Here is a 23275-nt window from a genome sequence, read left to right as displayed (position 1 = left end):
TTCCAAATAAAGGAGAAACAGAATGGATAAAGAAATCATGAAGGGTAGTATTGATATTTTATTGCTTTCATTATTATCTAAAAAAGATATGTACGGATATGAGATGGTGAAGAGCTTAAAGGAAAACAGTCATGAGTTGTATAACATGAGTGAAGGGACATTGTATCCGGCTTTAAAGAGGTTGGAGAAGAATGGCTGGATTGAAGCGTATTGGGAAGATTCACAGTTTGGTGGTCGAAGGAAGTATTATCAATTAACAAACGGTGGAAAAACAGAATTAAGTAGGAAACTAGGCGAGTGGCAAAAAGTGAATGATTTGATTAACGTAACAACGGAGGGGCTCAAGTGGACAAAGAGGTTGAATCCTATATCAAACAAATTGTAAATACAATTGATTGTGACCATGTTGAAAAGCAAGAGATCATTGATGAAATGACAGACCATATTTTACTACTGAAACAAGAACATAGGCAAAATGGCAAGAGTGAAAAAGAGGCCGTACAGCTGGCTCTAGCTGATTTTGGCAATCAGAAAAGCATTGCACATGGTTATAATCAATCTATCTCCCCATTCTATCAGCTCTATAAGGTGAGTAGCTGGTTGCTGTTTTCATTGTTTGCACTAGTCGTCTTATGGCAGTTAATTATTGGTCGGCTCTTGGAGAGAATAATGAATTATGCTAATGGTTATACAGGTAATTTTTATTTTTTATCAAGAGAAGAACAAATGAGCTTTTTTAACTTTAATTTATCTGAATGGGGCATGAATGTAAATATTATCCCTTTTAAAACGACAATCACCTATCTTTTAGGTGCTGATCGCTTTAATTTGGATATTATTATCACTAACACAATTGGAAATATCCTTATTTTTCTGCCATTAGGAATATTACTTCCGGTGCTTTTTAAACATTGTCGACTTTTTTCAGTCGTAACCATCACTGCCATTACTGCGAGTTTTTCTATTGAGCTTCTACAGTTTTTCTTGCAGATTGGGCAGTTTGATATTGATGATATTATCCTTAATACGATGGGTGCAATGGTAGGTTACTTGATGTATAAAACGATCTTTAAGGTGAATTTGTTCATAAAGGAAGCTCATTTAAAATTGAATAAAGGATAAAAGAAGAGTTGGTTCGCGTTTTCGAACTAACTCTTTTTAGGTATTTATTCTCAAAAATTACATTTTTCATAAATAAACGTTTCTAAACGAATTTACAAAGTGTATAATTACACTAAATTAAACAAAATGAGGTATAAGATGATTGTGATCATTTGTTTACTCCTTGGCTCGGTATTTGCCATTTTTGGTCAAGATTTTGCTTATTCCCTTCATGCTATTTTGCCTAATGTTTATCCAATCACTTTTTTAACCATTGTAACGATAAGCAGTTATTTATTTTATATGCTAGCGATTGCGATAACATTTTACCGAGTAATTAAACATAGAATGAAGGTAAAATACTTGGAAACCCTTGTAGTGGTAGTTATGATAAGCTTCATCATGTCAATCTGGTCAACTTTTGTATTAGCCATGTGGTGGGGTTGAGAAAGGTGGAGGTTATATTGTCGAGTGATGAAGAGTTGATGGTAGAGAAGGCGAAAAAGACTAGTAATAAAGTGAAAGAAGAAAGAAAAGAAGGGGAACCATCAGCAGCTTTTAAAGGTGCTTCATGGGCAGCCCTATTAGTAGGTGTGACGGCTTATATCATCGGTCTATTTAATGCTGCGATGGAACTCAATGAGAAGGGCTATTATTTTGCTGTTCTAATATTTGGATTGTATGCCGCTGTTTCTTTACAAAAGGCGGTAAGAGACAAGGAAGATGGTATTTCTGTGACGGGTATTTATTACGGGATCAGTTGGTTCGCTTTAATTGTCGCCGTTTCATTAATGGCCATTGGGTTATATAACGCTGGTAGTATTATTCTAAGTGAAAAGGGATTTTATGCGATGGCTTTTGTCCTTAGCTTATTTGCAAGTGTCGCAGTGCAAAAGAATATTCGTGATACGCAAGCTGCGAGGGAACGAGAATAATAGAGGAGAAAGGGAAAATGCAGTAAATATAGCTATCTATTGCTTTTCCCTAAAGTGTGAAACAAAAGGGGTGTAGGAATGCCATCAGAAGATAGAAAGAAGCAGGAGGAGAATCCTCCCACAGTTACGCTAAATGATAGCATTAATAAAAGTCAGAGTCCGTCACCTGATGTAAGTGGGATGGGCTGGAACGATTTACTCTTACTCGTAATTATTGTTATTGGGGGTTTTTTCTTTTATCAGTGGTTCTTTTGATACTGGGAAAAGTAGCTCTCGATAGAAACCTTTATTATCCCTGTGTTAACAAATAGCGTCTAAGCGGTGGTGGGCATATCAATAAACAAACAATATTCGAACAGTTAATGGAAAAAAAGGAAAATCTATATCATCCCATGCCATTTGAAGACTTAACAAAGATCGATAATGATTTTGGTGATTCGTATCCATTAGAGGATTTAACTGTAGATTTACATACATACTGGATGAATATAGCAGGTAGTCTAAGTTACGTTGCCAACAACCGCCAAGATCAGCTTTCACAAAGGCAAGTATCATTATTGACATCCGACTTTTTTGAGCAGTTCCCTACATATGAGTTTTTAAAACGGGTAATGAGAGATTATCCTCATTTTTTAGATGAATATATGCTGTACGATGAGGTACGTGTGTTACTGTTAACGTATTTGGTGGAATAGAAGTTAATGAATATGGTAACAAATTTTTATTAGCTGAAGTTTCAGTTTATGCTATTAGTTGTTTCTTATATATTAATAACATATTTGTGGAAAATAAAGAGTGGCTATATGAAAATGTGTCCTATATACTAATTAAGCAATAAGATTTTCATTTAGTTGGGAGTAGGAGCCATGGGGTTTGGGGATATGTTTTCATTGGTGAATGGAATCATAATATTGACATTTGTTCTTATCATTCCTACCTTACTTATCATTGTATTTGTAGCCACGAGTAAGGTCATAAAAAGGTATTTAAAAAACGGAGAATTGATGGAGGAAAAATTAAGAATGGAGCTTGATGAAAGGCAGAAACTAGAGCATCGTGTAACGGAGCTAGAAAATCAATTGAAGATGAAGCAAAAATAAAGTAAACCGTTATTTTATAATAACGGCTTAAAGGTGTTCAAGTCATTTCTATCAATACTCCCCCTAGTGCGCCAGCTAAAACAATGAGCCACGGGGGGAGTTTCCAATAAACCAACATAAAGAATAATATAGCTGCTAAGGAAAAATCTAATGGCGTAATAATAGCACTCGTCCATATGGGCATATAAAAGGCTGATATTAGTATTCCAACAACAGCAGCGTTAATGGCAATAAATGCTCCTCTTATGTGATGATTCTTCCTTAATGCATGCCAAAAGGGTAAGACACCAAAGATAAGCAGTATGGCAGGTAAAAAGATAGAAAATGTTGCAATCATGCCTCCTAACCACCCATTCATATCAGCGCCAATAAATGCTGCAAAGGTAAATAGTGGACCAGGCACAGCCTGCGCAGCGGCATAACCAGATAAAAAGGCTTCTTCACTAATAAATCCAGTAGGAACAAATTCTCTTTCTAATAAGGGAAGAACTACATGCCCTCCTCCAAATACCAATGCACCAGCCCGGTAGAAACTGTCAACCATACTTAGCCAAGTATTTGAAATTAAACTGCTTAAAATTGGAAGGATGGTTAAAAGCCCGAAAAATAAGCTTAAACAAACCAATCCTATCTTCTTTGATAACGGTACTTGTAATGATAAACCGTCATGCTCCTCTTTTTTACTAAACATAAAATAACCAAGCAATCCAGCTACCAAAATGACCCCAATCTGCGATAGGTTATGGGGAATAAGTAAGGTGATCAAAAGCGCGAATAAAGCGATTGATTTTCTAGTTAAGTCAGGGGTTAAACTCTTAGCCATCCCTAAAATGGCATGAGCGACAATGACTACAGCAACTATTTTCAACCCTTGGATGATGCCAAATTCCATTAGACCAAGCTGTTGAGCAAAGTAAGCGAATAAAATAAGAGCAATGACTGAGGGCATTGTAAAGCCAATAAAAGATACAATCCCACCTAAAACGCCACCTCTCATGACACCAATGCCAATTCCGACTTGACTGCTTGCTGGGCCAGGTAGAAATTGACTTAATGCTACGAGGTCAGCATAACTTTTTTCGTCCATCCATTTTCTTTTTCGAACATATTCCTGATGAAAATAACCTAAATGTGCGACTGGTCCTCCAAAAGAAGTGAAACCAAGTCTTGTTGATACAATGAAAATCTCAAGTAGTTTTTTAAAGTATTGCATGCAGGACTCCTTTACTCTTTAATTTCTTTGAATAATTCATAGGCCTTTGCTCTTGCTTCAATTAAAATAGCTTCACCTTTTTCAGTAATGCGATAATACTTTCTTATTTTTCCATCTACCAATTGGTCTTCTTTTAACAATAAACCATCAGCTTCCATTCCGTGGAATATAGGGTATAGTGTACCTGCGCTAATGGTATAACCATGTTCTCTTAATTCGTCTAACATCCAGCTTCCATATATGGGATGCTCTTTGGCATGATGTAAAATATGAATGTGGATAAAGCCCAAAAATAACTTTCTTAATATCTTATTGTTTTCCAACCATAAGGACTCCCTTTTGTTTTCCAATACCGATATCGGTTTTCGATAACAATATTAATATAAATCATTTTATATGTAAAGGTTTTTATATGTTCAATTAAAGGAATCTATTTTGAAAGTATAAAAGAATGGACCCCTATCAATGGGGTCCATTCTTTCTTTTATTTCACCCGCAAAATTTGACCCGGATAAATCGTATAATTTGCATCTAATCCATTCCAGTTACGGATTTGCTGTATAGTGCTACCATATCTATTGGCGAGAGCATATACAGTATCTCCGCTGACAACTGTATGATAGATAGCTCCTCCTGATGGAACCAGGTTGAAGGCACGTACGAGTCCATTTACATGTCCTTGGGCAATAGCTTGAATAAATGACGCTTGTTTTAATTTGTTGGCATCAGCAACTGTGTCAATAAAACCGTTCTCTGTTAAAATAGCAGGCATATTGCTTTCTCTTAATACGTGAAAATTGGCTTGCTTTCTCCCACGATCGGCGAAGTTAACGACTTTCATTATTTCTTCATGGATGATATTTTGATAGGTTGTTGTAGGTGTGCCGGATCCAGGATAGATATAATCCTCATAGCCAGTACTGCCACCGGCATTAATATGAATGGATAAGAAGTAATTGGCCCCCCAAGCGTTGGCATCGTTTGTTCTTTGGGCAAGAGAAACGGTTTGGTCACCTGTTCGACTCATTCGTACCTCAGCATTACTATATCCTAATAATAAATCTCTTACCTTTGTAGCTATTTGTAGTGTAAGGTTCTTTTCCTGTAAACCATTACCTACTGCTCCAGGGTCAGTACCACCATGACCAGGATCGATATATATTTTTACCATATGAAAATACCTCCTTTTCTAATAGTTTTATGCAAAGGATGTATTTAGTGCTTGTACACTTAAACTACTTTTTAACCATTTGATTGATTCGCACAAGGAAGGTTAGTAGGAAGAGGTAGATTCTAAACAAGGTCATTAAAGAGGTATGGAGATATTTAGCTTATAAAAGCGGGAATGACTATGATGGTCTTGCTGTCGATAAAGAGGGGAGCGGAGGCTTTCTTCTAATAGGAAGGTTAAGACACGGGGAAATTGCTGAAGAGCAGTAGGAGTTACTGCTCTTCTTCACGTTCCACAATTTGATAACCTAATTTTTTTAGTCCGCCTTCAATACTTCTGACAAATGTCACTTCTAAATCTTGGAATTGGTCTCTCATTCTTGTTGAGCTAGCAAGTGCGGTTGGAATACCCGAAAGCATTACCTTCACGCCCATAAGTTTAAGAGCAGAGACTAATCGATTAAGTGCGTCGGAAAATTCATAATTAGAGATTTGCATTTCAGATAAGTCGATGAGAAAAGAAGAAATTTTATGGCTTAATGTATAATTTAATGTATCCTCAAGAATTTTTCTTTCCCTTTTATCGTTGACGTTGCCTTGTAGTGCCAAGATAGCAATCCCTTTTGATATCGGAATGATGGGTACGCTGAGTAAATCGATATCTTCATAAAGGTCATCGAGTTCAATAATATAGGAGAGGACATCGGCAATGGACTGGACCATTTCCACTTGTTCATTGGTAAAGGTTTTTTCATCTTTATCCATTAAACAGAGCGTGCCGAAGTTTGATCCATCTGTGCGATTTAACGGAACACCAATAAAGGCTTTCACCCCAAGCTCATCGGTGATTTTTCGCTTTTTTGTTTCTTCATCAGCCATTAAATTCATCACGGTTTTCGCAGGTTCATTATTTTCTAATACAAGTTTGCAATTCGATTCTTGATAATCAACAGCAATATCGTCTGGTATGATAAATTCCACTTTATTATAGGAATTAATAACAGTCATTTTATTGCCTACTTTTTTGGCTATATATGCAGAATTGACATCTAATTTTTTAGTTAACAACGCAAATAATTTAGTAGACGTATCCACTAGTGATTGGTAAACTGTTTTATCCTTTACTTTACTGATCATCGAACATCTCTCCAAAATTGATTGATACTATAATTTTAGCATAAAAATAGAATCACTGATTACAGATGCAAGAACTTAATTCTTTTCGCGCTTCATCAATTCTTCTTCAAAGAAAAATGTACCAGGATATTTATTAACGACATAAGAGTATCTTTTCATATTTTTTACATACTGGCTTTTTGATATAATCACTTGCTCTTTCGTCCTTTTTATATTTACCATTTCCCCGATACGAAACATTTCTACGCTCATAATCTCAATCCCTTTCATTAGTGAAGATAATGTGTCCTTACCGTTAATGAAAAAAAGACTCCTAGATGGAGTCTTTTTTTCTATAGTAATTATGCTTTGTTAACGTTAGCTGCTTGAAGACCACGTTGACCTTGTTCGATGTCAAATGTTACTTTTTGACCTTCGTCTAAAGATTTGAAGCCTTCGCTTTGAATTGCGCTGAAATGTACGAATACATCTTCTCCGCCTTCTTGCTCGATAAATCCAAAACCTTTTTCTGCGTTAAACCATTTTACTGTACCTGTTTCCATGTTATCGTCTCCTGTTGTGGGGTTACCACAAATGTATTACTACCCTTGTTCAAACATACGATTTTAAGACAAAAAAATCCTTAGAAGAGATTTCCTCTCTCTCAATTTTACACCGAACAAAAATAATTATATTCATCATACCATTTATCAATGATATTAGCAAATACAGGAAGGTGTTATTTAATGTAAAAAAAGATAAGACTAGCAAGGGGCTGGATTTCAAAAGTCAGTTTAATGTTTTAGGTATGCAGGATTTAAAGAATAGGACTTTGCTTGATGATATACTTAAAGTAAAGATGCAGTTTAGTTAAATAAGAAGCATTAATGTAAAGAAAGAGTACCGTAAAATATAATAGAAAAAGTATTAAATATTCTGAAAGAGAGTTGATTTTGTTATGGATACCCAAGTAACTACGAAATTTAAAATATATAAGCAAGCAAATGAGGTTTTTGAAGCCATAGTAGACCCTTTCAAAATCGGAAACTTTTGGTTCTCATCGAGTTCTGAAAGATGGGAACAGGGCAAGACTATTACATTAAGATATGATGAATACGAAGCAGAAGGTATTATACATGTATTAGAAATCGAAAAAAATAAGAAAATCGTGTTTTCATGGGGCGGAGAATCTGATGAAGAAACAGTTGTTATAATTACACTGAAAGAGTTGGATAATGCGAGAACAATTATTGAGGTGAACGAATCAGGTCTTAATGAAGATGACCCTGAAATAGTAAACAAAATGCTAGGACAAAAAGAAGGTTGGGTTTATATGCTAACTTGTTTAAAGTGCTATTTGGAAAATGGTGTTAGTGATTTGAGAGCTTCATTAATCCATTAATAAAAAACCGACTATTATTATTTTGTGCATTCTTATTGAACTAAACCAGCTTATAGTTTGTCAAAATTTTTCATTAAAATATTTCAAACAACAATGACATATTAAAATAGATCATGCCAAATAACCTTCCACTTTCTCACTTTTGGAGGGTTTTGTTGTATATAGATAGATATAGTTCCTAATCTATATCCTTGAAAGTAGTTCTGTTTTTTAGTAAGGAGTAACCAATTTAAAAGCTTATTTACACAGGCAATAATTGCTATTCTGAAGGGTTTTCCTACTTCACGTTTTTTATCATATGACTTATCTAACAACCAGAAAAATCTGGCTAACCTTATATTACGATCGGATGCTTTACTTTAAGAAGAGTATTTTTTTAGCATGTTTTGAGATTAAATCAAACATACTTCAATAAAACGCCTTATATAGGCCAAAGAAAGCTTGAATTTTAACAGTGTTGCTCAAGAGGCAGGAGTTAGTAAAGCGGCACTATACAATAACACAGAAATTAGAGAGCGAATCGAAATCATTACGTATGCAACAAGCACAAGTCCCAACTGCAAAGCAAATCTAACGTGAAATGGATAAAAAAACACCAAAGAAGCTATGATTGCTTCAATAAAACGTAAGGTTAAGAAGTTAGAGGAAGAAAAAAAGGAATTACGTGAGCAGTTAAAATTTCCTATGAAGAAGTTTATAAAAAAATCTGAGGGAACTCCGTTTCCTATCTTGTTCAATTAAAGGACCATACTGTTGAAGATGAGCAGGGAATATTCACACACTCGCTGAAATATATAGGTATGGACATTAAATAAATCGGGTTTCATATGACGAAACCCACCATAGGAGATGATCGGAGATGGAAACCCTAGTAAATCAAATTGAATTGAATGGGCTCACTTTTCAATATCGCGAGAGTGGAGAACCTTCCGCACCACCGCTTGTTGCACTTCACGCGCTGGGAAAAAGTGCAGAATCATGGGATCAAGTGGCTGCTGTATTAGGAGAAAAATATCGCGTTTTAGCTTTAGATCAACGGGGTCACGGTGGGAGTGCGAGAACTAGTACATATTCTTTTGAACTGATGTCCGATGACTTGTTTCATTTTGCGAATGCTATGAATTTAGAACGATTTGCGCTAATTGGTCATTCCATGGGGGGAACAGTATCCTATCTTTTCTCGGAAACATTTCCGTCAAGGATAGAACGGTTGATTATTGAAGACACTCCTCCTCCTTTTCCGGATAAGCCGATCGAAGTTCCTTCCAAACCTTCTGATCCCCTACCGTTTGATTGGCTTGTTGTGTCTTCGATTCTACAGCAACTTAATGAACCCAATCCCGAATGGTGGGCGCGTCTTACCGACATTATCATGCCGACTCTAATTATAGGCGGTGAGTCCAGTCACATTCCTCAAAACAAATTACAGGAAGTTTCTGAACGCATCCCGAATTGCGAATTGGTGACGATAGAAGATGCTGGGCACTTTGTGCATGATGCTAATTTACCAGCCTTCTTAGCTGCTGTAAAAAGTTTTCTTAATTCATGAGTTTCAGTACACTTTTACCGTTATCCTAATTTTTATTAAACAATCGACGCTTATCTGAAATAAGGTAAACGTCCTTTTTCACAGAAAAAAGATTGAGTTGAGCGAATGATTTTGAAATAATTGGTAATGAGCAATAGGGCCATATTGTTGAGGAATTAAGGACAGTAGATATCCTGATTAAAGATTATTTGTGGGAAGTTACACTTAAGCTAACGGTTGCAGTTGAAGAAGGATACCTTATTAATTAGTTTAAACAACAGCAAAAAGGGAGATTCTTTTTAAACAACCCCCCATTTGTATTGAATTATTTGTTCTTCAAGATTGTGTTAGCTTCTTGTTGCAGGAAATCCTCAGTTGATATAACGTTGGCATACATACCATTAAGTGCACTGACAAACGCAAAATGAACCTGTTCAGCTGGCACGGCCTTATCTTGATAAGATAATCCCCTTGTCGCACATGCATCTTCAATAAGAGTAGTTTCAAAGCCTATCTCTACAGCACCTCTGACTGTGGCATCAATACACATATGCGTCATCATACCTACAATCACTAGCTTGGTCACTCTTTTTTCTCTTAATTTGCGCTCTAGTTCGGTTTTAAAAAAGCTGTTAGGTGCATGTTTTATGATAATACTTTCGTGTTCTAATGGTAAAACAGTTTCATTTAGTTGAACTCCCTCCGTATTTGGAAGAAAGAAGCCTAAACCTGGATTACTTGCAATATGTTGGACATGAAAAATATTATCTTTGTTATTCTGTCTAAACCATTTAAGAACTTTAGCAGCATTAGAGGCTGCTTTTACGGGGTTGCTTAATTCCATCTTTCCATTTGGAAAATAGTCATTTTGAATATCGACAATGATTAAAGCTGTGCTCATTTTTTTCACCTCATTAAAAAATTTATTATAATAAAATGATAAATAATATCTTGGTTTTTATCGATACTTTGATGAAAAACTTTTATATCAAATAATTTCACGGTGAAAGGAATTTATTATGGAAATTGATCAAATTGATTTTGAGATTTTACGGTTACTAACCGAAAATTCACGTATTCAATGGAAGGACTTGGGAGGACAAATTCATATGACTGGACAAGCAGTAGGGAATCGTATTAAAAAACTTGAGGAAAGTGGTGTAATTAAAGCCTACTCCCTAATAATCGATGAAATGAAACTCGGGCTTTCTTATACAGCGTTTGTCATTGTTCATATGAAAACAGCTAATCATGCTGCTTTTATTCGTTTTATTAAAGATCGAAAAGAGGTAGTTGAAGCTCACCGAGTATCTGGAGAAGGCTGTTACCATTTAAAAATAAAAGTTAAATCCCAAAATCAATTGAATCTTCTTCTTAATCAACTTCTCGATCATGGGAACTATAGTTTAAACCTATCAATACAAGAGATTAAACAACGTAATCCGTTGACTGCCATATTACAATAAACATTTGTTTCAAAGAAGTTTTGTGAAGTATTCTGCTTAAACAAAAGGGGGCTTATCTGTAATAGTTAAGTGACTAGAAGGCTCTTAATACTGTTGAACGATCTTCCATTAAAGGGCGCTTATCTTGAAAATAAAGGTAAGTGCTTTTTGATGTTAAGGGCCAGATTGTTGCATAGTATATATTAAAATTAATGGTAATTGGGGGCGATATATTTTGACAAATGAACGAAGAAATATGGGATTATTTCTTTCATAAGTTTGATTGTGAGCATTATTTCCATGGCTGTTTTTTTTTTGGTCGGAGGTACATTGGTTAACGATAATGTCACAATGATAACTGGCTTAATATTTTTAGTTATTACTTTGATTTTATATTTGTTTAGCAAAAGGAATCTATTCGGAAAGATTTTATTATACGTTTCTGCAACATTATATTAATTGTTTTGGTGATTTTTTTCGTAGGTAGGATTTTTATTTTGGAGCACACCGGAATAAAAAGGGGCAACTGGCACGAGTGTGACATAAGATTAAAGGTGGTAGGTATGGATATACTTTTGTTTCTTATTTCTTATATTCTGTTAGATATCATAGGGTCTGCTCTTTATGTTGCTGTACTTTTGTTTTTTTTCGCGACCCCTTGGAAGGGTTTTTAATAAAGATGAGAATAAATGGAACTCATTTTTCCAATTTGGAAAAGGTATAGGATTTTATTTTATAATGATTTTTCCATATTTAGTAATGATTGTTGTGATGTTTTTGGTAAGCAAAGGTTGGTTTGAGTTTATTAACTTTGAATATAGTGTTTTGGGTTCTTTAAGTGTGGTTACATACACTTATTATGATTTCTGAATTCCCTAAGCTCAGAGGTATTGTAAATAACAAGTTACAGTAAAACGATTAAATTGTGTGTAAGAACTGAGATATTGTTTTAAACAATCGGGCGCAATTCTTGAAAAGAATTGTGCCTTCTTTCAGCTAAAGGGGGAGTTTGTGAAGTACGGAAAGAATTTTTTTATTTAAAAGAAGGAAACATCCATTTTTAATAGAATGTAAGTATTTTAATTAGAGGAGGTTGATCTTGTTGGAGAGAAGAGCTTTACTGGTATCCTCATTACCAGAATATGAAGAAGAGATTGGCCGATGGATATGGTGTTTAGCGGATGTTCGACGTACTCTTATTACTGAATTAACTGGAATCAGCCAAAGCTTAATTGACAGAAAAATAGTCGGAAGGCAATCAATTGGGACTCTTTTGTATCACATTGCATTGATCGAGGCAGATTGGTTATATGTAGAAGTACTTGGAACCGATTGGGATCCTGAAATTAGCTCATTATTTCCTTTAGAACATCGAACTGAAGGCAATTTAACTCACTTTGAGGGAGAAAGTATAGAGGACCATTTTTACCGGCTCAATAAGGTACGTGAAGTATTTCTTTCTCACTTTCGTTCAATGGACCTAACCGATTGGCGTAAACCGAGAGCACTTGAACATTATGACGTCACACCTGAGTGGGTTGTTTACCATTTGATTGAACATGAATCACATCATAGAGGTCAAATTTTTCAAATGCTTCGGGAATTACAATATGGTAAGTGTTAAAGAAAGGGAACTTATAATCCCTCTTGACTAACTGACTGGCTTTAGATAATTATAAAATCAATAAATGTGTTTAAGAAACATTTGCTAATTATTCACACTAATAGATAAATCAATTCGAGTGTTTATTTCATTAAAGGGCGCTTATACCAAATGAAGTGAGCCCAAAAAGTTAGACATTATATTAAGTTAAGCAGCTATGGAGGATTGTATTCGGTATTGCCCCGAGCTCAATCCTTTTAATTTTTCCCTTTCATACGTTTGTGATTGTAGTATTCGATATAGAGTTCAAGCTCACGCTTGAATTGAGCCATACTCTCAAATTCTTACATAAAAATAATTCCGATTTTAATAGACTAAAGACGTTCTCAATTACTGTGTTATCTAAACAATTGCCTTTACGAGACATACTTTGAGTAATACCATTTTGTTTTAATGCATAAGAGTATTCTTTCATTTGATAATGGCAATATTAATCTGAATGTAAGATAGGCGCATCTACTTCGGATAAGCATTAAAAGCTCTGACTAACATATCTGAAACAAGTCCATATGAGGAGGGCTTTGAATATTATAGGCTACGATTTTTACACCATTAAATAAATCTAGTATGGGGGAAAAGATAATTTCTCACCAAATAAATGAAATGCGGTTTGTAAGCCAGTAATCATTTGCTGGCATTTTATTTAAAAGTTGACATACCCTACGAGGGTATAGTAATATTGGTTTTGTCAATCCGGTATATCGGCAGTTAATTCTATATCTAGAGGGGGGATAAGAATGGACGAATTGATCATGATTTCTAATGAAACATGATGCAGCAGTCAAGAAAAAGAAAGTGGAAACTATCCAAGTGATTTACAAGATAAACTTCATTAAGAGGATGAACAGAATTGAGGGTCATATTAAAGGAATAAAAAATATGATGACGAGAAAAAATTTTTGTGATGATATTTTACATCAAATACAGCAGCCCAAACAGCATTAGATCTTGTTTCCCGCGTTTTGTTAGAGAGTTATATTAACACTTTGTGTGATTGTGAACGGTTAAGACAAGATGATCCGGTGGAAGAATTTTAACGACCTTTTCAAAAATCACAAAATTTAATCAAAAATTTACTATTTATTATACCTAACATAGGTATGGTAATGTGAATATATTAAAACTAGTAAAGTCATTTAAGGAGGAATTATTATGCAACAAGTTACACTTAATGTACAAGGAATGTCTTGTGGACATTGCGTTAATTCAATTGAGGGAAATGTAGGAGAACTGAAGGGTGTGGAAACTGTAAAAGTGCATCTGCAAGATGGAAAAGTAGACGTAGCCTTTGACCCGGAAAAGGTAGACTTGAAAGATATTACCGAAGTGATTGAAGAGCAAGGCTATGATGTTGCCTAAGAAGAGCGGTCGTGCTTCTGTAGCACGATTTTCTTTTTAAAAAATATATACCCTTATGGGGTACTTGTTTAGGAGGGAAAACAATGATGAGAGCAAACAAAGAAGTAAGTTTGCAAATTCAAGGCATGACTTGTGCAGCATGTGCCAACAAAATTGAAAAAGGTCTAAACAAGATAGACGGTGTAATAGATGCCAATGTCAATTTTGCGATAGAAAAAACAAAGGTTGTTTACAATCCTGAGAAAACAAATGTGCAAGATTTTGAAGATAAAATCGAGAAATTAGGTTATCGCGTGGCACATAATAAGCAAACATTTGATATATCTGGGATGACTTGTGCAGCATGTGCGAATAAAATTGAAAAACGATTAGCTAAAATGGATGGAGTTTCTAATGCTACGGTTAACTTTGCCCTGGAGAATGTCATGGTTGAATATAATCAAGACCAAGTGACAACTGGAGATATGATTGAAGCAGTAAAAAAGCTGGGGTATACGCTTAAGGCTCAAACATCCAAAGAAGAAACGGCCAACAGTAAGGATGAAGAAGTACGAAATCAGACTGGGAAATTCATTTTCTCCGCTATTCTGACGTTTCCTTTGTTATGGACTATGGTCACGCATTTTAAGTTTACTTCTTTTATCTATTCACCAGTTATGTTAATGAATCCATGGGTACAATTGGCATTAGCCACTCCAGTTCAATTTATTGTTGGCGCACAATTCTATCGAGGTGCGTATAAAGCATTACGAAATAAAAGTGCAAATATGGACGTTCTCGTTGCACTCGGTACATCTGTCGCATACTTCTATAGCATTTTTCTCGGTATTGAATGGCAAATGAATGGTCAAGAGGGGATGCCAGTACTCTATTTCGAAGCAGCGTCAGTTATTATTACATTAGTTATCCTTGGGAAGCTTTTTGAAGTGCGTGCCAAAGGACGCACAGGTCAGGCTATTCAGAAATTGCTTGGCATGCAAGCTAAAACAGCACGAGTGATACGTGATGCTGTCGAACAAGAAATAGCAATTGAAGAAGTAATTGTTGGAGATACCATTATTGTTCGTCCAGGTGAAAAAATTCCAGTTGATGGGCAAATTATAAAAGGTGAATCTGCTGTAGATGAATCTATGATTACAGGAGAAAGTATTCCTGTCGATAAAAAAATAGGCGACATTGCCATTGGCTCAACGATTAATAAAAATGGAATGTTAACCATTGAGGCTACCAAAGTTGGAAAAGATACTGCGCTATCCCAAATTGTAAAAGTGGTAGAGGAAGCACAAGGAAGTAAAGCAGATATTCAGCGAGTGGCTGACCATGTATCAGGTATCTTTGTTCCTATTGTTGTAGGGATTGCAATCGTGACTTTTCTTGTTTGGTACTTCATCGTCGAACCTGGTGAATTACGATCAGCACTTGTTCCTGCCATTACAGTTCTTGTCATTGCTTGTCCATGTGCGCTTGGTTTAGCGACACCAACATCTGTTATGGCTGGTTCTGGACGGGCTGCAGAACTAGGTGTTTTATTTAAAGGTGGAGAATATTTAGAGAACACACGCTTATTAAATACAATTGTTTTAGATAAAACTGGAACAGTAACCAAAGGTGAGCCAGATTTAACAGACGTTCTTCCTCAACAAGGATTCACGGAGGAAGAAGTACTATCCTTAGTGGCATCTGCTGAAAATAGTTCTGAACACCCTCTTGCTGAAGCGATTGTTAAAGGTGCAAAAGCAATGGGTACTATGGTTAAAGAACCAGATTCATTTGAGGCGATACCTGGCTTTGGTATTCGTGCTGTAATAGAAGGTAAAACAGTTTTTGTTGGTACAAGAAAATTGATGCAACAACAAGCTATCGATATCACTTCTATAGAAGAAGTGATGTCAAAACTAGAATTAGATGGTAAAACAGCAATGTTAATCGGTGTTGATCAACAATTAGCAGGAGTGATTGCCGTAGCTGATACTGTGAAAGAAACATCAAAAGCAGCTATTGAAAGAATGCACGCGCTTGGCTTAGAAGTCATTATGCTTACAGGTGATAATGAACGGACAGCACAAGCAATTGGTAAACAGGTCGGTATTGACCGTGTTATTGCAGAAGTGATTCCTGAACAAAAAGCAGATGAAATTAAGAAATTACAAAAAATGAATAAAAAAGTAGCCATGGTAGGTGATGGCGTGAATGATGCGCCTGCTCTAGCTGTTGCGGATATTGGAATGGCGATTGGTACAGGAACAGATGTAGCCATTGAGGCAGCTGATATTACACTTATGCGAGGAGATTTGCACAGTGTGGCAGATAGTGTAGAACTGAGCGACAAAACGATGCGAAATATTAAGCAAAACCTGTTCTTTGCGTTTATCTATAATTCTGCCTCTATCCCAATTGCTGCTATTGGTTTACTGGCTCCATGGGTTGCCGGAGCTGCAATGGCGTTTAGCTCCGTATCTGTTGTACTAAATGCCTTGAGGTTACAACGTTTAAAGCTAAAGGGAGGGCAGTAAAGCTATGTCAATCAAAAAGTGGGTTTCTCTAGGTAGTGTATATTTAATATTGGTTATCCTAGCATATAGCTTAATTACTGGAAATAACCCTTTTCAAAGCGGAGAATTAGACCATAATCATGAAACTTCAGAAGTTCAAAAGGAGGAAGAAACAATGGAACATAGGCAGCATAATCATCATCATGACCATCAGGTTGAATCAGAGCTTAATACAAATGTTACGTACAATGATGGAAGAGTTTTTATTAAATTGGAAGCTGATAATGGAAACCCACCTAAACTTGCTAAAGAGCATGAAAAAGAAATGCATTTTATCATTGTTTCTAATGACTTAGAGGCGTATTATCATTTACATCCAGATAAGGAACAACAAGGTTCATATGTAGTAAATCAAGAGTTGAGTGAAGGCACTTACCAAGCATTCGTTGATATTACTCCAGAAAATAAGGCGTACCAGGTCGTCCCAAACCCAGTGCAGATTGGAACAAACGAAACAGATAAAGCAAGCCTAGAGAGTGAGGATAAATGGACAAAAGAAATTGATGGGAAGACCGTCACCTTAGAGGATGTTAATGCTGCGGTTGAAGAAAAAGTTCCTTTGGTATTTGATACGCATGGGGAAAAGCCAGATCCACATCTAGGTGCCTTAGGGCATGTGGTGATTGTTGACGAGGAGGTTGAACAATATATTCATGTTCATCCAGCTTCAGAAGATACAACCACGTTCAATGCGCATTTTTCTAAACCTGGTAAGTACAAAATTTGGGCGGAATTTAAGTTTGGTGATAATGTAAACGTCTATCCGTTTATTTTAGAAGTAAAGGAATAAAACAAAGTTAAAATAAAGGAGTGGGGTTTTGAGATGAAAAGCTATCAACTTGAAGTTTACACTAGACCTACTTGCTCTGATTGCCAAGATTTGAAAAAATTCTTGCAAAGTCATCATATTCCTCACAAGGAATACGATTTAGCAAAACAACCATCAAAAGAAAAAGATCTAATTAAGATAACCGGAAGCAGAATTGTTCCAGCACTTGTGTTTTCTCATCCGTCCCTCTTAGGATGGATGAGAAAACCAAAAAGCATGATAGGGTTCGAAAGGAATAAAGAAGAGATAAAGAAGTTATTAATATAGCATAGATAACATTATGTACCTGCTTTTTGTGCATAGATATATTTTCACTAATTTTATACCCTACCATGGTAAAGTATTCGTAATTAATGAAAAAATAGTTGGATTTAAAAGGGAGAAATGATATGGAGAGCGATGTTAAAAAACTTAAAATAGCCGTAAATGGAGGAATAGGGTTTGGGGCAAAGCTAAACTCAAAACAACTTACGATGATCTCAAAATATATGAATGAAGATGAGGAACTGGAGTTGACAACCTTCCAACAACTCTATGTAGATATCCCAGAAGATAAAAAAGAAGAAATCATAAAAAATTTTGAAAATGTCGGGTTAGCATGTTACCCAGTTGGAAACTATGTGAAAAGTTTGAGAACCTGCAATTTTTGCAAAGGAGAAGAAGAGGAAGGAATGCCGGTAGCAAAGGAATTAAATAAACGCTTTGCGGGAAAACCTGTACCGTTTACCCTGAAGTTTGCTTATACAGGTTGCCCTATAGGGTGCGGTGAACCAATGTTAAGCGACATAGGCGTTATGAAGTTTAAGGATCATTACAATTTATATGTTGGTGGAAAAGCAAAAGGAAGAGATGCGGAAGTTGGTTATCTACTGAAAGAGAATCTAACTCCAGAAGAATTGTACGATACTGTAGAAAAGATTATTGCTAACTATTCGCAAATGGGTAAAAAACGGGAGACATTCTGTAAATTCTGGAAGAGGGTAGGTAAGGACCAATTGATAAGTTAATATAAATGCTTTTTTCGTTGTGGATTAATAAAAAGGTAAAGGGAATTAATTTACTTTTTCAATGATGGACTATCATTTAATATCGAAACTAATTAAACTGTAATTCTGGAGGTAATTTCATTATGCCTACACATGCACAGGCAATTTCGCAACCTGATTCAAAGCGTTGGAAAGCACTAGCTTTGTTGTGCTTTGCAAATTTCCTTGTGATGATGGATTCTGCGATTATTCAGATTGCCCTGCCATCTATCAAAAAAACGCTTGGTTATAGTCAAGAAAGCTTACAATGGGTAATGAGTGCTTTTCTTATTATATTTGGAGGATTTCTACTATTGGGTGGAAGGTTAGCGGATTTATTCGGAAATCAACGCATATTTAATTTAGGCGTTATGATTCTAGTTGTATCATCCTTGTTTGCAGGTATAGCTTGGAGTGAAATGAGTCTAAACGTATGGCGTGGAGTTCAAGGATTGGGCTCTGCTTTCATTGCACCAGCTGCACTGTCCCTGATTATGCTCCTGTTTTCTTCTAATGGTAAAGAAATGGGTAAAGCACTTGCTTTCTGGGGACTGTCTGGGGCAGCAGGTGGAGCTTTGGGTATCGTTTTAGGTGGCGTTATTACAGAAGTTCTTGGTTGGCGCTGGACATTATTGATCTATGTTCCACTTGGTATTATCGTGCTTACCTTGTCTCCGAAGCTTTTACAAGAGGCAGGGCGTAAAGCAACTGGTCGTGTCGATTATATCGGTGCCATTTTAGTTACTGTTTCTTCTATGTTAATTGTTTATGGAATTGTAACAGCAGAGCAAAGTGGCTGGCAGTCATCCAATACAATATTCTCCTTGGCTGTCGGTGCTATCTTGTTTCTTATTTTCCTTTTGGTACAGTCCAAGAAAAGAGAACCACTTTTACCACTCAATATATTTAAGACGCCTTATTTAGCTATAGGAAATATTTCTGTTTTCTTAATAGCAGCATCATGGTTCCCGATGATATATATACTTGTTTTATACTTGCAACAGGTTTTACAGCTTTCTCCATTTGTTGGAGCAATGGCATTGTTGCCTATGCCTGTATTTATGGCGCTTTTCATGATATTTATAGCCGAAAAAGTGATGGACAAATTCGGAATGAAAAAGACCATGATTACTGGATTTATCTTACTTGGGGCCGGATCTGTTTTATTTTCACAAACAGCTACAGTAGACGGGAACTATTGGACCAATGTGTTGCTCGCTTCGTTAATAGCATCTCTAGGTAATGCACTTGCTTATTTACCTGCGACTACGGCATCTGTATCAGAGGTCGAATCAGAAAGGTCAGGTATTGCATCTCGTTTATACAATACCTTTTACCAAATTGGATCAGCGGTTGGTCTAGCTTTAATAGTAGCTATTGCAGGCGCAACAACTGCTTCTAGTACAGCCGGGTCACAGGTAGTTGCTTTGAATGATGGGTTTCAACAGGCATTTTTCTGGGGCGGTATAATAGCATTTCTGGGTGCTTTACTGGCACTACTGTTTACACACTCACCAAAGCAAGGAAAATAGAATAGTCCAAAGTGATATAAATTTAAAAAGGGTTTAAACAACTATGCGAATCACAAAATAATCATGAATATTAAAAAAAGAATGGTGGCCTTACTTATAGATAATTACTCAGGTATTCATTGATAGGGATAAAGAAAAAGAGAATTTTATTTTTTATAGAAATGGTACAATCATATAAAATTGTAAAAAGGGATGCATATTATGCCAATTAATTCTTTTGAAAACTATCCGATGAGCTGGAAGCCTTCGGTTGATAAAACTGAAAAACCTATATATCAAGCACTTGCAAGGCAATTGGAGAAGGACATACTTAACGGAGTTTTGTTACCAGGAACAAAACTTCCACCACAAAGAGAATTGGCTGATTATCTAGATTTAAATCTGAGTACCATTTCAAAAGCTTTTAAAGTTTGTGAGTTGAAGGGCTTGTTAAGCGCTTCAGTTGGAAGTGGGACGTTTGTATCATATGACGCGTTATCGAATGCCTATTTACTTGAAGATACAAAGCCGCAGCATTTAATTGAAATGGGAGCAACACTTCCAGATAATGCTTCCTACGAGCCATTGTTAATCCAACTGAAAAGTATGCTGCAAGAGACTGATTACGAAAAATGGTTTGGATATGGTCGGACAGGCGAAAGTCTATGGCAAAAGGATGCAGCTATAAAGTTACTCCGAAGAGGTGGATTCGAAACAACTGTTGAACACATTTTATTTGCAAATGGAGCTCAAAATGCAATTGCTGCTACACTAGCAAGTCTTTGTAAGCCTGGTGATCGCATTGGGGTTGACCAGCATACGTACCCCGGCCTAAAAACAGTTGCAGCGATGCTTAATGTACAAATAGTGCCGATAAAGTCAGAGAACTATGAAATGAGTCCAACTTCTTTTGATTATGCATGTAAAAATGAAAATATTAAAGGCATATACTTGATGCCAGATTATCATAATCCCACAGCTTCCTTAATGTCGGTTGAGAATCGGAAAAAGATTGCTAGCATTGCCAAAAAGTATAATCAGTTCATTATTGAGGATGGATCTTACCATCTTCTTAATAAAAACCCACTACCAGCAGTTGCATCATTCGCCCCGGAACAGGTTGTCTATATTGCAGGTTTATCTAAAGCATTAGCACCAGGATTACGACTAGCCTATGTAGCAGTGCCGAGTCAATATAAGGAGCCCATTTCAAAGGCACTTTATAATTTAAACATAACTGTTTCCCCGTTATTAGCGGAATTGACAGCACGTACGATTGTATCCAACCAATTTGAACTCTTAATTGAGGGGCATCGAAAACAGACCATTCAAAGAAACCAAATAGTAGATCGATATTTGAGTGACTATAAGTGCCTAGGTGTTGAAACGGGTATCTTTCGTTGGTTGCTATTACCAGGCAAGATTACTGGTGCAGAATTTGAAACGTTAGCTGAGCAAGAGGGAGTACAAGTATATGCAGCTGAACGTTTTGTAGTTGGAAATAGTTGTCCCGAAAGGGCAGTAAGAATCTCTGTTTGCGCACCTAATACCACACAAGAGCTTGAACAAGGATTGATTATCCTTAAACGTTTATTAAAGGGTCATACCTAATATTGTTTGCCATACAATTATGATATTGTATGGTTTTTTTGTGCGTGTTATGATATTTCAAATCTTGTTGGAAGATTAATAGAATGAGTTTTTGGAAAGGTAGGTAGGAACATGGTACAAAAAGATCGTGTAGAATTGTTAGAAGTACAAACAACTACGCTGAAAAGCTACATTCTTTCTCCAGAAAAACAAAAAGCGTTATATAAGCGTACATTATTCGTGGTAAGTGTTTCACAAATTTTTGGTGGTGCAGGGTTAGCAGCAGGAGTTACGGTGGGGGCACTTCTTGCACAGCAAATGCTTGGTACAGAAGCCTTTGCCGGACTTCCATCAGCTTTATTTACTTTAGGGTCAGCAGGAGCAGCCTTACTCGTTGGGAGACTTTCGCAAGCTTCTGGACGTCGTATAGGTCTGGGAACAGGTTTTATGATAGGTGGACTGGGAGCAATAGGGGTCATCATTGCAGCAATTATAAATAGCGTTTTGCTGTTATTTCTTTCATTACTTGTTTATGGCTCAGGAACTGCAACAAATTTACAAGCTCGTTATGCAGGTACAGATTTAGCAAATAGTAAACAGAGAGCGACTGCTATTAGTCTTACCATGGTATTTACAACATTTGGTGCAGTTGCTGGTCCGAACTTAGTAAATGTAATGGGCGATATTGCTCTTTCTATTGGCGTTCCAGCACTTGCTGGTCCATTCATTTTGGCGGCAGCAGCATATATCTTAGCAGGTATTGTTCTTTTCATTATGCTTCGCCCAGATCCGTTACTAATAGCAAGAACAATAGAAGCATCGAACAAAGAAAAGAATGAGAAAAAACCTTCAGTCAATACTGAGCAATTAGAGAACAAAAGAGGCATAATTGTAGGTGCGACAATTATGGTTCTGACTCAAATTGTAATGGTAGCTATTATGACTATGACACCAGTTCATATGCGGCATCATGGACATAGCGTGGGTGAAGTAGGTATGGTTATTGGTTTTCATATAGGTGCCATGTATCTCCCCTCACTGGTTACTGGTATCCTTGTTGACAAATTGGGCCGTACTGTTATGGCGATTGCTTCTGGAACTACGTTACTTCTGGCGGGTTTAACAGCAGCATTTGCTCCAGCAGATTCCATGGTTTTCCTCGTAATTGCACTTTCTTTACTTGGATTAGGATGGAATTTTGGTTTGATAAGTGGGACTGCACTTATTGTTGATTCAACTACAACTTCTACAAGGGCTAAAACACAAGGTACGTTGGATGTTTTCGTTGCGTTATCAGGAGCTGCTGGTGGAGCCTTGTCTGGAGTGATTATGGCAGGTTCAAGTTATCTAACTTTATCATTTATTGGAGGGATTCTCTCCTTATTATTAATTCCGATTATCATATGGTCTCGTAGAGGTGGTAATTAGAAAGAAAGGTTATATTACTAACACTATATTTTGGGCATATCTTTATGTAGATTCCTTTAATATCAAAATCAAAATGAAAGATACGACCTAATTCATATTTCACAATCGGGGGATACATCTTAGTCATATATAATATGTATCTCCCTTTATTTTTTTATGACTTTTTACGATTTAAGTCTTGATAAGAAAATTTCTATCGGGTCTTTAATGTTAATATCCATTACCCTTCTTAATTCGATGGGTATGACGTTTCTACCTAGCTCGTCTACATTTCTAACAATTCCAGTGCTTTTCAAATGGTTCACCTC

The 23275-nt window shown here is 36.3% G+C and carries 27 protein-coding genes and 3 pseudogenes; 21 read left to right on the top strand and 9 right to left on the bottom strand.

Features of this window, described 5'->3' with window-relative positions; all coding sequences use genetic code 11:
* Nucleotides 1–22: 22 nt before the first annotated feature.
* From LCM23_RS12670 to LCM23_RS12640, 7 genes are all read left to right on the top strand, one after another.
* Complete coding sequence (locus tag LCM23_RS12670; protein WP_224937277.1) at nucleotides 23–385, top strand: PadR family transcriptional regulator; 363 nt, start codon at nucleotides 23–25, stop codon at nucleotides 383–385.
* Nucleotides 346–1122, top strand: coding sequence for a VanZ family protein (locus LCM23_RS26070; RefSeq protein WP_224937276.1), 777 nt, complete (start codon nucleotides 346–348; stop codon nucleotides 1120–1122). Before LCM23_RS12670 ends, LCM23_RS26070 begins: the two co-directional genes overlap by 40 nt.
* A 138-nt stretch (nucleotides 1123–1260) precedes the next feature.
* On the top strand, nucleotides 1261–1548 hold the full coding sequence (locus LCM23_RS12660; RefSeq protein ID WP_224937275.1) for a hypothetical protein: 288 nt from the start codon (nucleotides 1261–1263) through the stop codon (nucleotides 1546–1548).
* A 38-nt stretch (nucleotides 1549–1586) separates the two neighbouring features.
* A complete protein-coding gene (gene yiaA / locus LCM23_RS12655) occupies nucleotides 1587–2036 on the top strand; it encodes an inner membrane protein YiaA (protein ID WP_373370931.1) in 450 nt (149 codons plus the stop codon).
* 78 nt (nucleotides 2037–2114) lie between these two features.
* Nucleotides 2115–2291: a DUF6366 family protein gene (locus tag LCM23_RS12650; RefSeq protein ID WP_224937273.1), complete on the top strand. Its 177-nt coding sequence runs from the start codon at nucleotides 2115–2117 to the stop codon at nucleotides 2289–2291.
* A 107-nt stretch (nucleotides 2292–2398) separates the two neighbouring features.
* Nucleotides 2399–2731, top strand: coding sequence for a YxiJ-like family protein (locus tag LCM23_RS12645; RefSeq protein ID WP_224937272.1), 333 nt, complete (start codon nucleotides 2399–2401; stop codon nucleotides 2729–2731).
* A 171-nt stretch (nucleotides 2732–2902) separates the two neighbouring features.
* On the top strand, nucleotides 2903–3136 hold the full coding sequence (locus LCM23_RS12640) for a hypothetical protein (RefSeq protein WP_224937271.1): 234 nt from the start codon (nucleotides 2903–2905) through the stop codon (nucleotides 3134–3136).
* A 37-nt stretch (nucleotides 3137–3173) separates the two neighbouring features.
* On the opposite strand, the gene chrA is transcribed toward LCM23_RS12640, so the two are convergent.
* From chrA to LCM23_RS12610, 6 genes are all read right to left on the bottom strand, one after another.
* Nucleotides 3174–4349 (bottom strand): chromate efflux transporter, encoded by a 1176-nt coding sequence (chrA, locus tag LCM23_RS12635; RefSeq protein WP_224937270.1) that lies wholly within the window; start codon nucleotides 4347–4349, stop codon nucleotides 3174–3176.
* 11 nt (nucleotides 4350–4360) lie between these two features.
* On the bottom strand, nucleotides 4361–4672 hold the full coding sequence (locus tag LCM23_RS12630; RefSeq protein ID WP_180316920.1) for a PadR family transcriptional regulator: 312 nt from the start codon (nucleotides 4670–4672) through the stop codon (nucleotides 4361–4363).
* Between the two features lie 161 nt (nucleotides 4673–4833).
* On the bottom strand, nucleotides 4834–5520 hold the full coding sequence (locus LCM23_RS12625; RefSeq protein ID WP_224937269.1) for an N-acetylmuramoyl-L-alanine amidase: 687 nt from the start codon (nucleotides 5518–5520) through the stop codon (nucleotides 4834–4836).
* A gap of 272 nt (nucleotides 5521–5792) precedes the next feature.
* Complete coding sequence (locus LCM23_RS12620) at nucleotides 5793–6656, bottom strand: GAF domain-containing protein (protein WP_224937268.1); 864 nt, start codon at nucleotides 6654–6656, stop codon at nucleotides 5793–5795.
* A gap of 75 nt (nucleotides 6657–6731) precedes the next feature.
* A complete protein-coding gene (locus tag LCM23_RS12615; RefSeq protein ID WP_224937267.1) occupies nucleotides 6732–6908 on the bottom strand; it encodes a hypothetical protein in 177 nt (58 codons plus the stop codon).
* 89 nt (nucleotides 6909–6997) lie between these two features.
* On the bottom strand, nucleotides 6998–7198 hold the full coding sequence (locus tag LCM23_RS12610) for a cold-shock protein (protein WP_095371726.1): 201 nt from the start codon (nucleotides 7196–7198) through the stop codon (nucleotides 6998–7000).
* Nucleotides 7199–7593: 395 nt separating this feature from the next.
* Between LCM23_RS12610 and LCM23_RS12605 the strand changes: the two genes are divergently transcribed.
* The 3 genes and pseudogenes from LCM23_RS12605 to LCM23_RS12595 all read left to right on the top strand — a co-directional run bounded on the left by LCM23_RS12605 (nucleotide 7594) and on the right by LCM23_RS12595 (nucleotide 9586).
* Nucleotides 7594–8037 carry an SRPBCC family protein gene (locus tag LCM23_RS12605; RefSeq protein ID WP_224937266.1) on the top strand — a complete coding sequence of 148 codons (444 nt, stop codon included), beginning with the start codon at nucleotides 7594–7596 and terminating at the stop codon, nucleotides 8035–8037.
* 429 nt (nucleotides 8038–8466) lie between these two features.
* Nucleotides 8467–8747, top strand: a pseudogene (locus tag LCM23_RS12600) (DUF6262 family protein); the annotation flags it as partial.
* 149 nt (nucleotides 8748–8896) lie between these two features.
* Complete coding sequence (locus tag LCM23_RS12595; RefSeq protein WP_224937265.1) at nucleotides 8897–9586, top strand: alpha/beta fold hydrolase; 690 nt, start codon at nucleotides 8897–8899, stop codon at nucleotides 9584–9586.
* A gap of 304 nt (nucleotides 9587–9890) precedes the next feature.
* Here the strand turns inward: LCM23_RS12595 and LCM23_RS12590 are convergent, their stop codons facing one another.
* The gene (locus tag LCM23_RS12590) at nucleotides 9891–10466 is read right to left on the bottom strand and encodes a cysteine hydrolase family protein (protein ID WP_224937264.1); all 576 of its coding nucleotides are present in this window, start codon (nucleotides 10464–10466) and stop codon (nucleotides 9891–9893) included.
* A gap of 118 nt (nucleotides 10467–10584) precedes the next feature.
* Between LCM23_RS12590 and LCM23_RS12585 the strand changes: the two genes are divergently transcribed.
* Both LCM23_RS12585 and LCM23_RS12580 read left to right on the top strand, forming a co-directional pair.
* Nucleotides 10585–11031, top strand: a complete 447-nt coding sequence (locus LCM23_RS12585; protein WP_224937263.1) for an Lrp/AsnC family transcriptional regulator — start codon at nucleotides 10585–10587, stop codon at nucleotides 11029–11031.
* A 1078-nt stretch (nucleotides 11032–12109) separates the two neighbouring features.
* A complete protein-coding gene (locus LCM23_RS12580) occupies nucleotides 12110–12634 on the top strand; it encodes a DinB family protein (protein ID WP_224937262.1) in 525 nt (174 codons plus the stop codon).
* Between the two features lie 186 nt (nucleotides 12635–12820).
* On the opposite strand, the pseudogene LCM23_RS12575 reads toward LCM23_RS12580, so the two are convergent.
* Nucleotides 12821–13283, bottom strand: a pseudogene (locus LCM23_RS12575) (transposase); the annotation flags it as partial.
* 152 nt (nucleotides 13284–13435) lie between these two features.
* Here LCM23_RS12575 and LCM23_RS26065 point away from each other — a divergent pair.
* The 9 genes from LCM23_RS26065 (at nucleotide 13436) to LCM23_RS12530 (ending at nucleotide 22967) form a co-directional block, all read left to right on the top strand.
* Nucleotides 13436–13618: a metal-sensing transcriptional repressor gene (locus LCM23_RS26065; RefSeq protein WP_224937261.1), complete on the top strand. Its 183-nt coding sequence runs from the start codon at nucleotides 13436–13438 to the stop codon at nucleotides 13616–13618.
* Nucleotides 13619–13825: 207 nt separating this feature from the next.
* On the top strand, nucleotides 13826–14032 hold the full coding sequence (gene copZ / locus LCM23_RS12565; RefSeq protein WP_224937260.1) for a copper chaperone CopZ: 207 nt from the start codon (nucleotides 13826–13828) through the stop codon (nucleotides 14030–14032).
* 86 nt (nucleotides 14033–14118) lie between these two features.
* Complete coding sequence (locus LCM23_RS12560) at nucleotides 14119–16545, top strand: heavy metal translocating P-type ATPase (protein ID WP_224937306.1); 2427 nt, start codon at nucleotides 14119–14121, stop codon at nucleotides 16543–16545.
* 4 nt (nucleotides 16546–16549) lie between these two features.
* Nucleotides 16550–17374: a hypothetical protein gene (locus LCM23_RS12555; protein WP_224937259.1), complete on the top strand. Its 825-nt coding sequence runs from the start codon at nucleotides 16550–16552 to the stop codon at nucleotides 17372–17374.
* A 33-nt stretch (nucleotides 17375–17407) separates the two neighbouring features.
* Complete coding sequence (locus LCM23_RS12550; protein ID WP_224937258.1) at nucleotides 17408–17680, top strand: glutaredoxin family protein; 273 nt, start codon at nucleotides 17408–17410, stop codon at nucleotides 17678–17680.
* Between the two features lie 122 nt (nucleotides 17681–17802).
* The gene (locus LCM23_RS12545; RefSeq protein WP_224937305.1) at nucleotides 17803–18420 is read left to right on the top strand and encodes a nitrite reductase; all 618 of its coding nucleotides are present in this window, start codon (nucleotides 17803–17805) and stop codon (nucleotides 18418–18420) included.
* Nucleotides 18421–18542: 122 nt separating this feature from the next.
* On the top strand, nucleotides 18543–19970 hold the full coding sequence (locus LCM23_RS12540; protein ID WP_224937257.1) for a DHA2 family efflux MFS transporter permease subunit: 1428 nt from the start codon (nucleotides 18543–18545) through the stop codon (nucleotides 19968–19970).
* A 201-nt stretch (nucleotides 19971–20171) separates the two neighbouring features.
* Nucleotides 20172–21560 carry an aminotransferase-like domain-containing protein gene (locus LCM23_RS12535; RefSeq protein WP_224937256.1) on the top strand — a complete coding sequence of 463 codons (1389 nt, stop codon included), beginning with the start codon at nucleotides 20172–20174 and terminating at the stop codon, nucleotides 21558–21560.
* Between the two features lie 111 nt (nucleotides 21561–21671).
* Nucleotides 21672–22967: an MFS transporter gene (locus LCM23_RS12530; protein ID WP_224937255.1), complete on the top strand. Its 1296-nt coding sequence runs from the start codon at nucleotides 21672–21674 to the stop codon at nucleotides 22965–22967.
* A gap of 185 nt (nucleotides 22968–23152) precedes the next feature.
* Here the strand turns inward: LCM23_RS12530 and LCM23_RS12525 are convergent.
* Nucleotides 23153–23263, bottom strand: a pseudogene (locus LCM23_RS12525) (transition state regulator Abh); the annotation flags it as partial.
* Nucleotides 23264–23275 lie beyond the last annotated feature (12 nt).

The organism is Cytobacillus kochii, from assembly GCF_020171845.1.
In the GTDB taxonomy this organism is placed as follows: Bacteria; Bacillota; Bacilli; order Bacillales; family Cytobacillaceae; genus Cytobacillus; species Cytobacillus kochii.
This window is presented reverse-complemented; position numbering and strand designations above follow the sequence as displayed.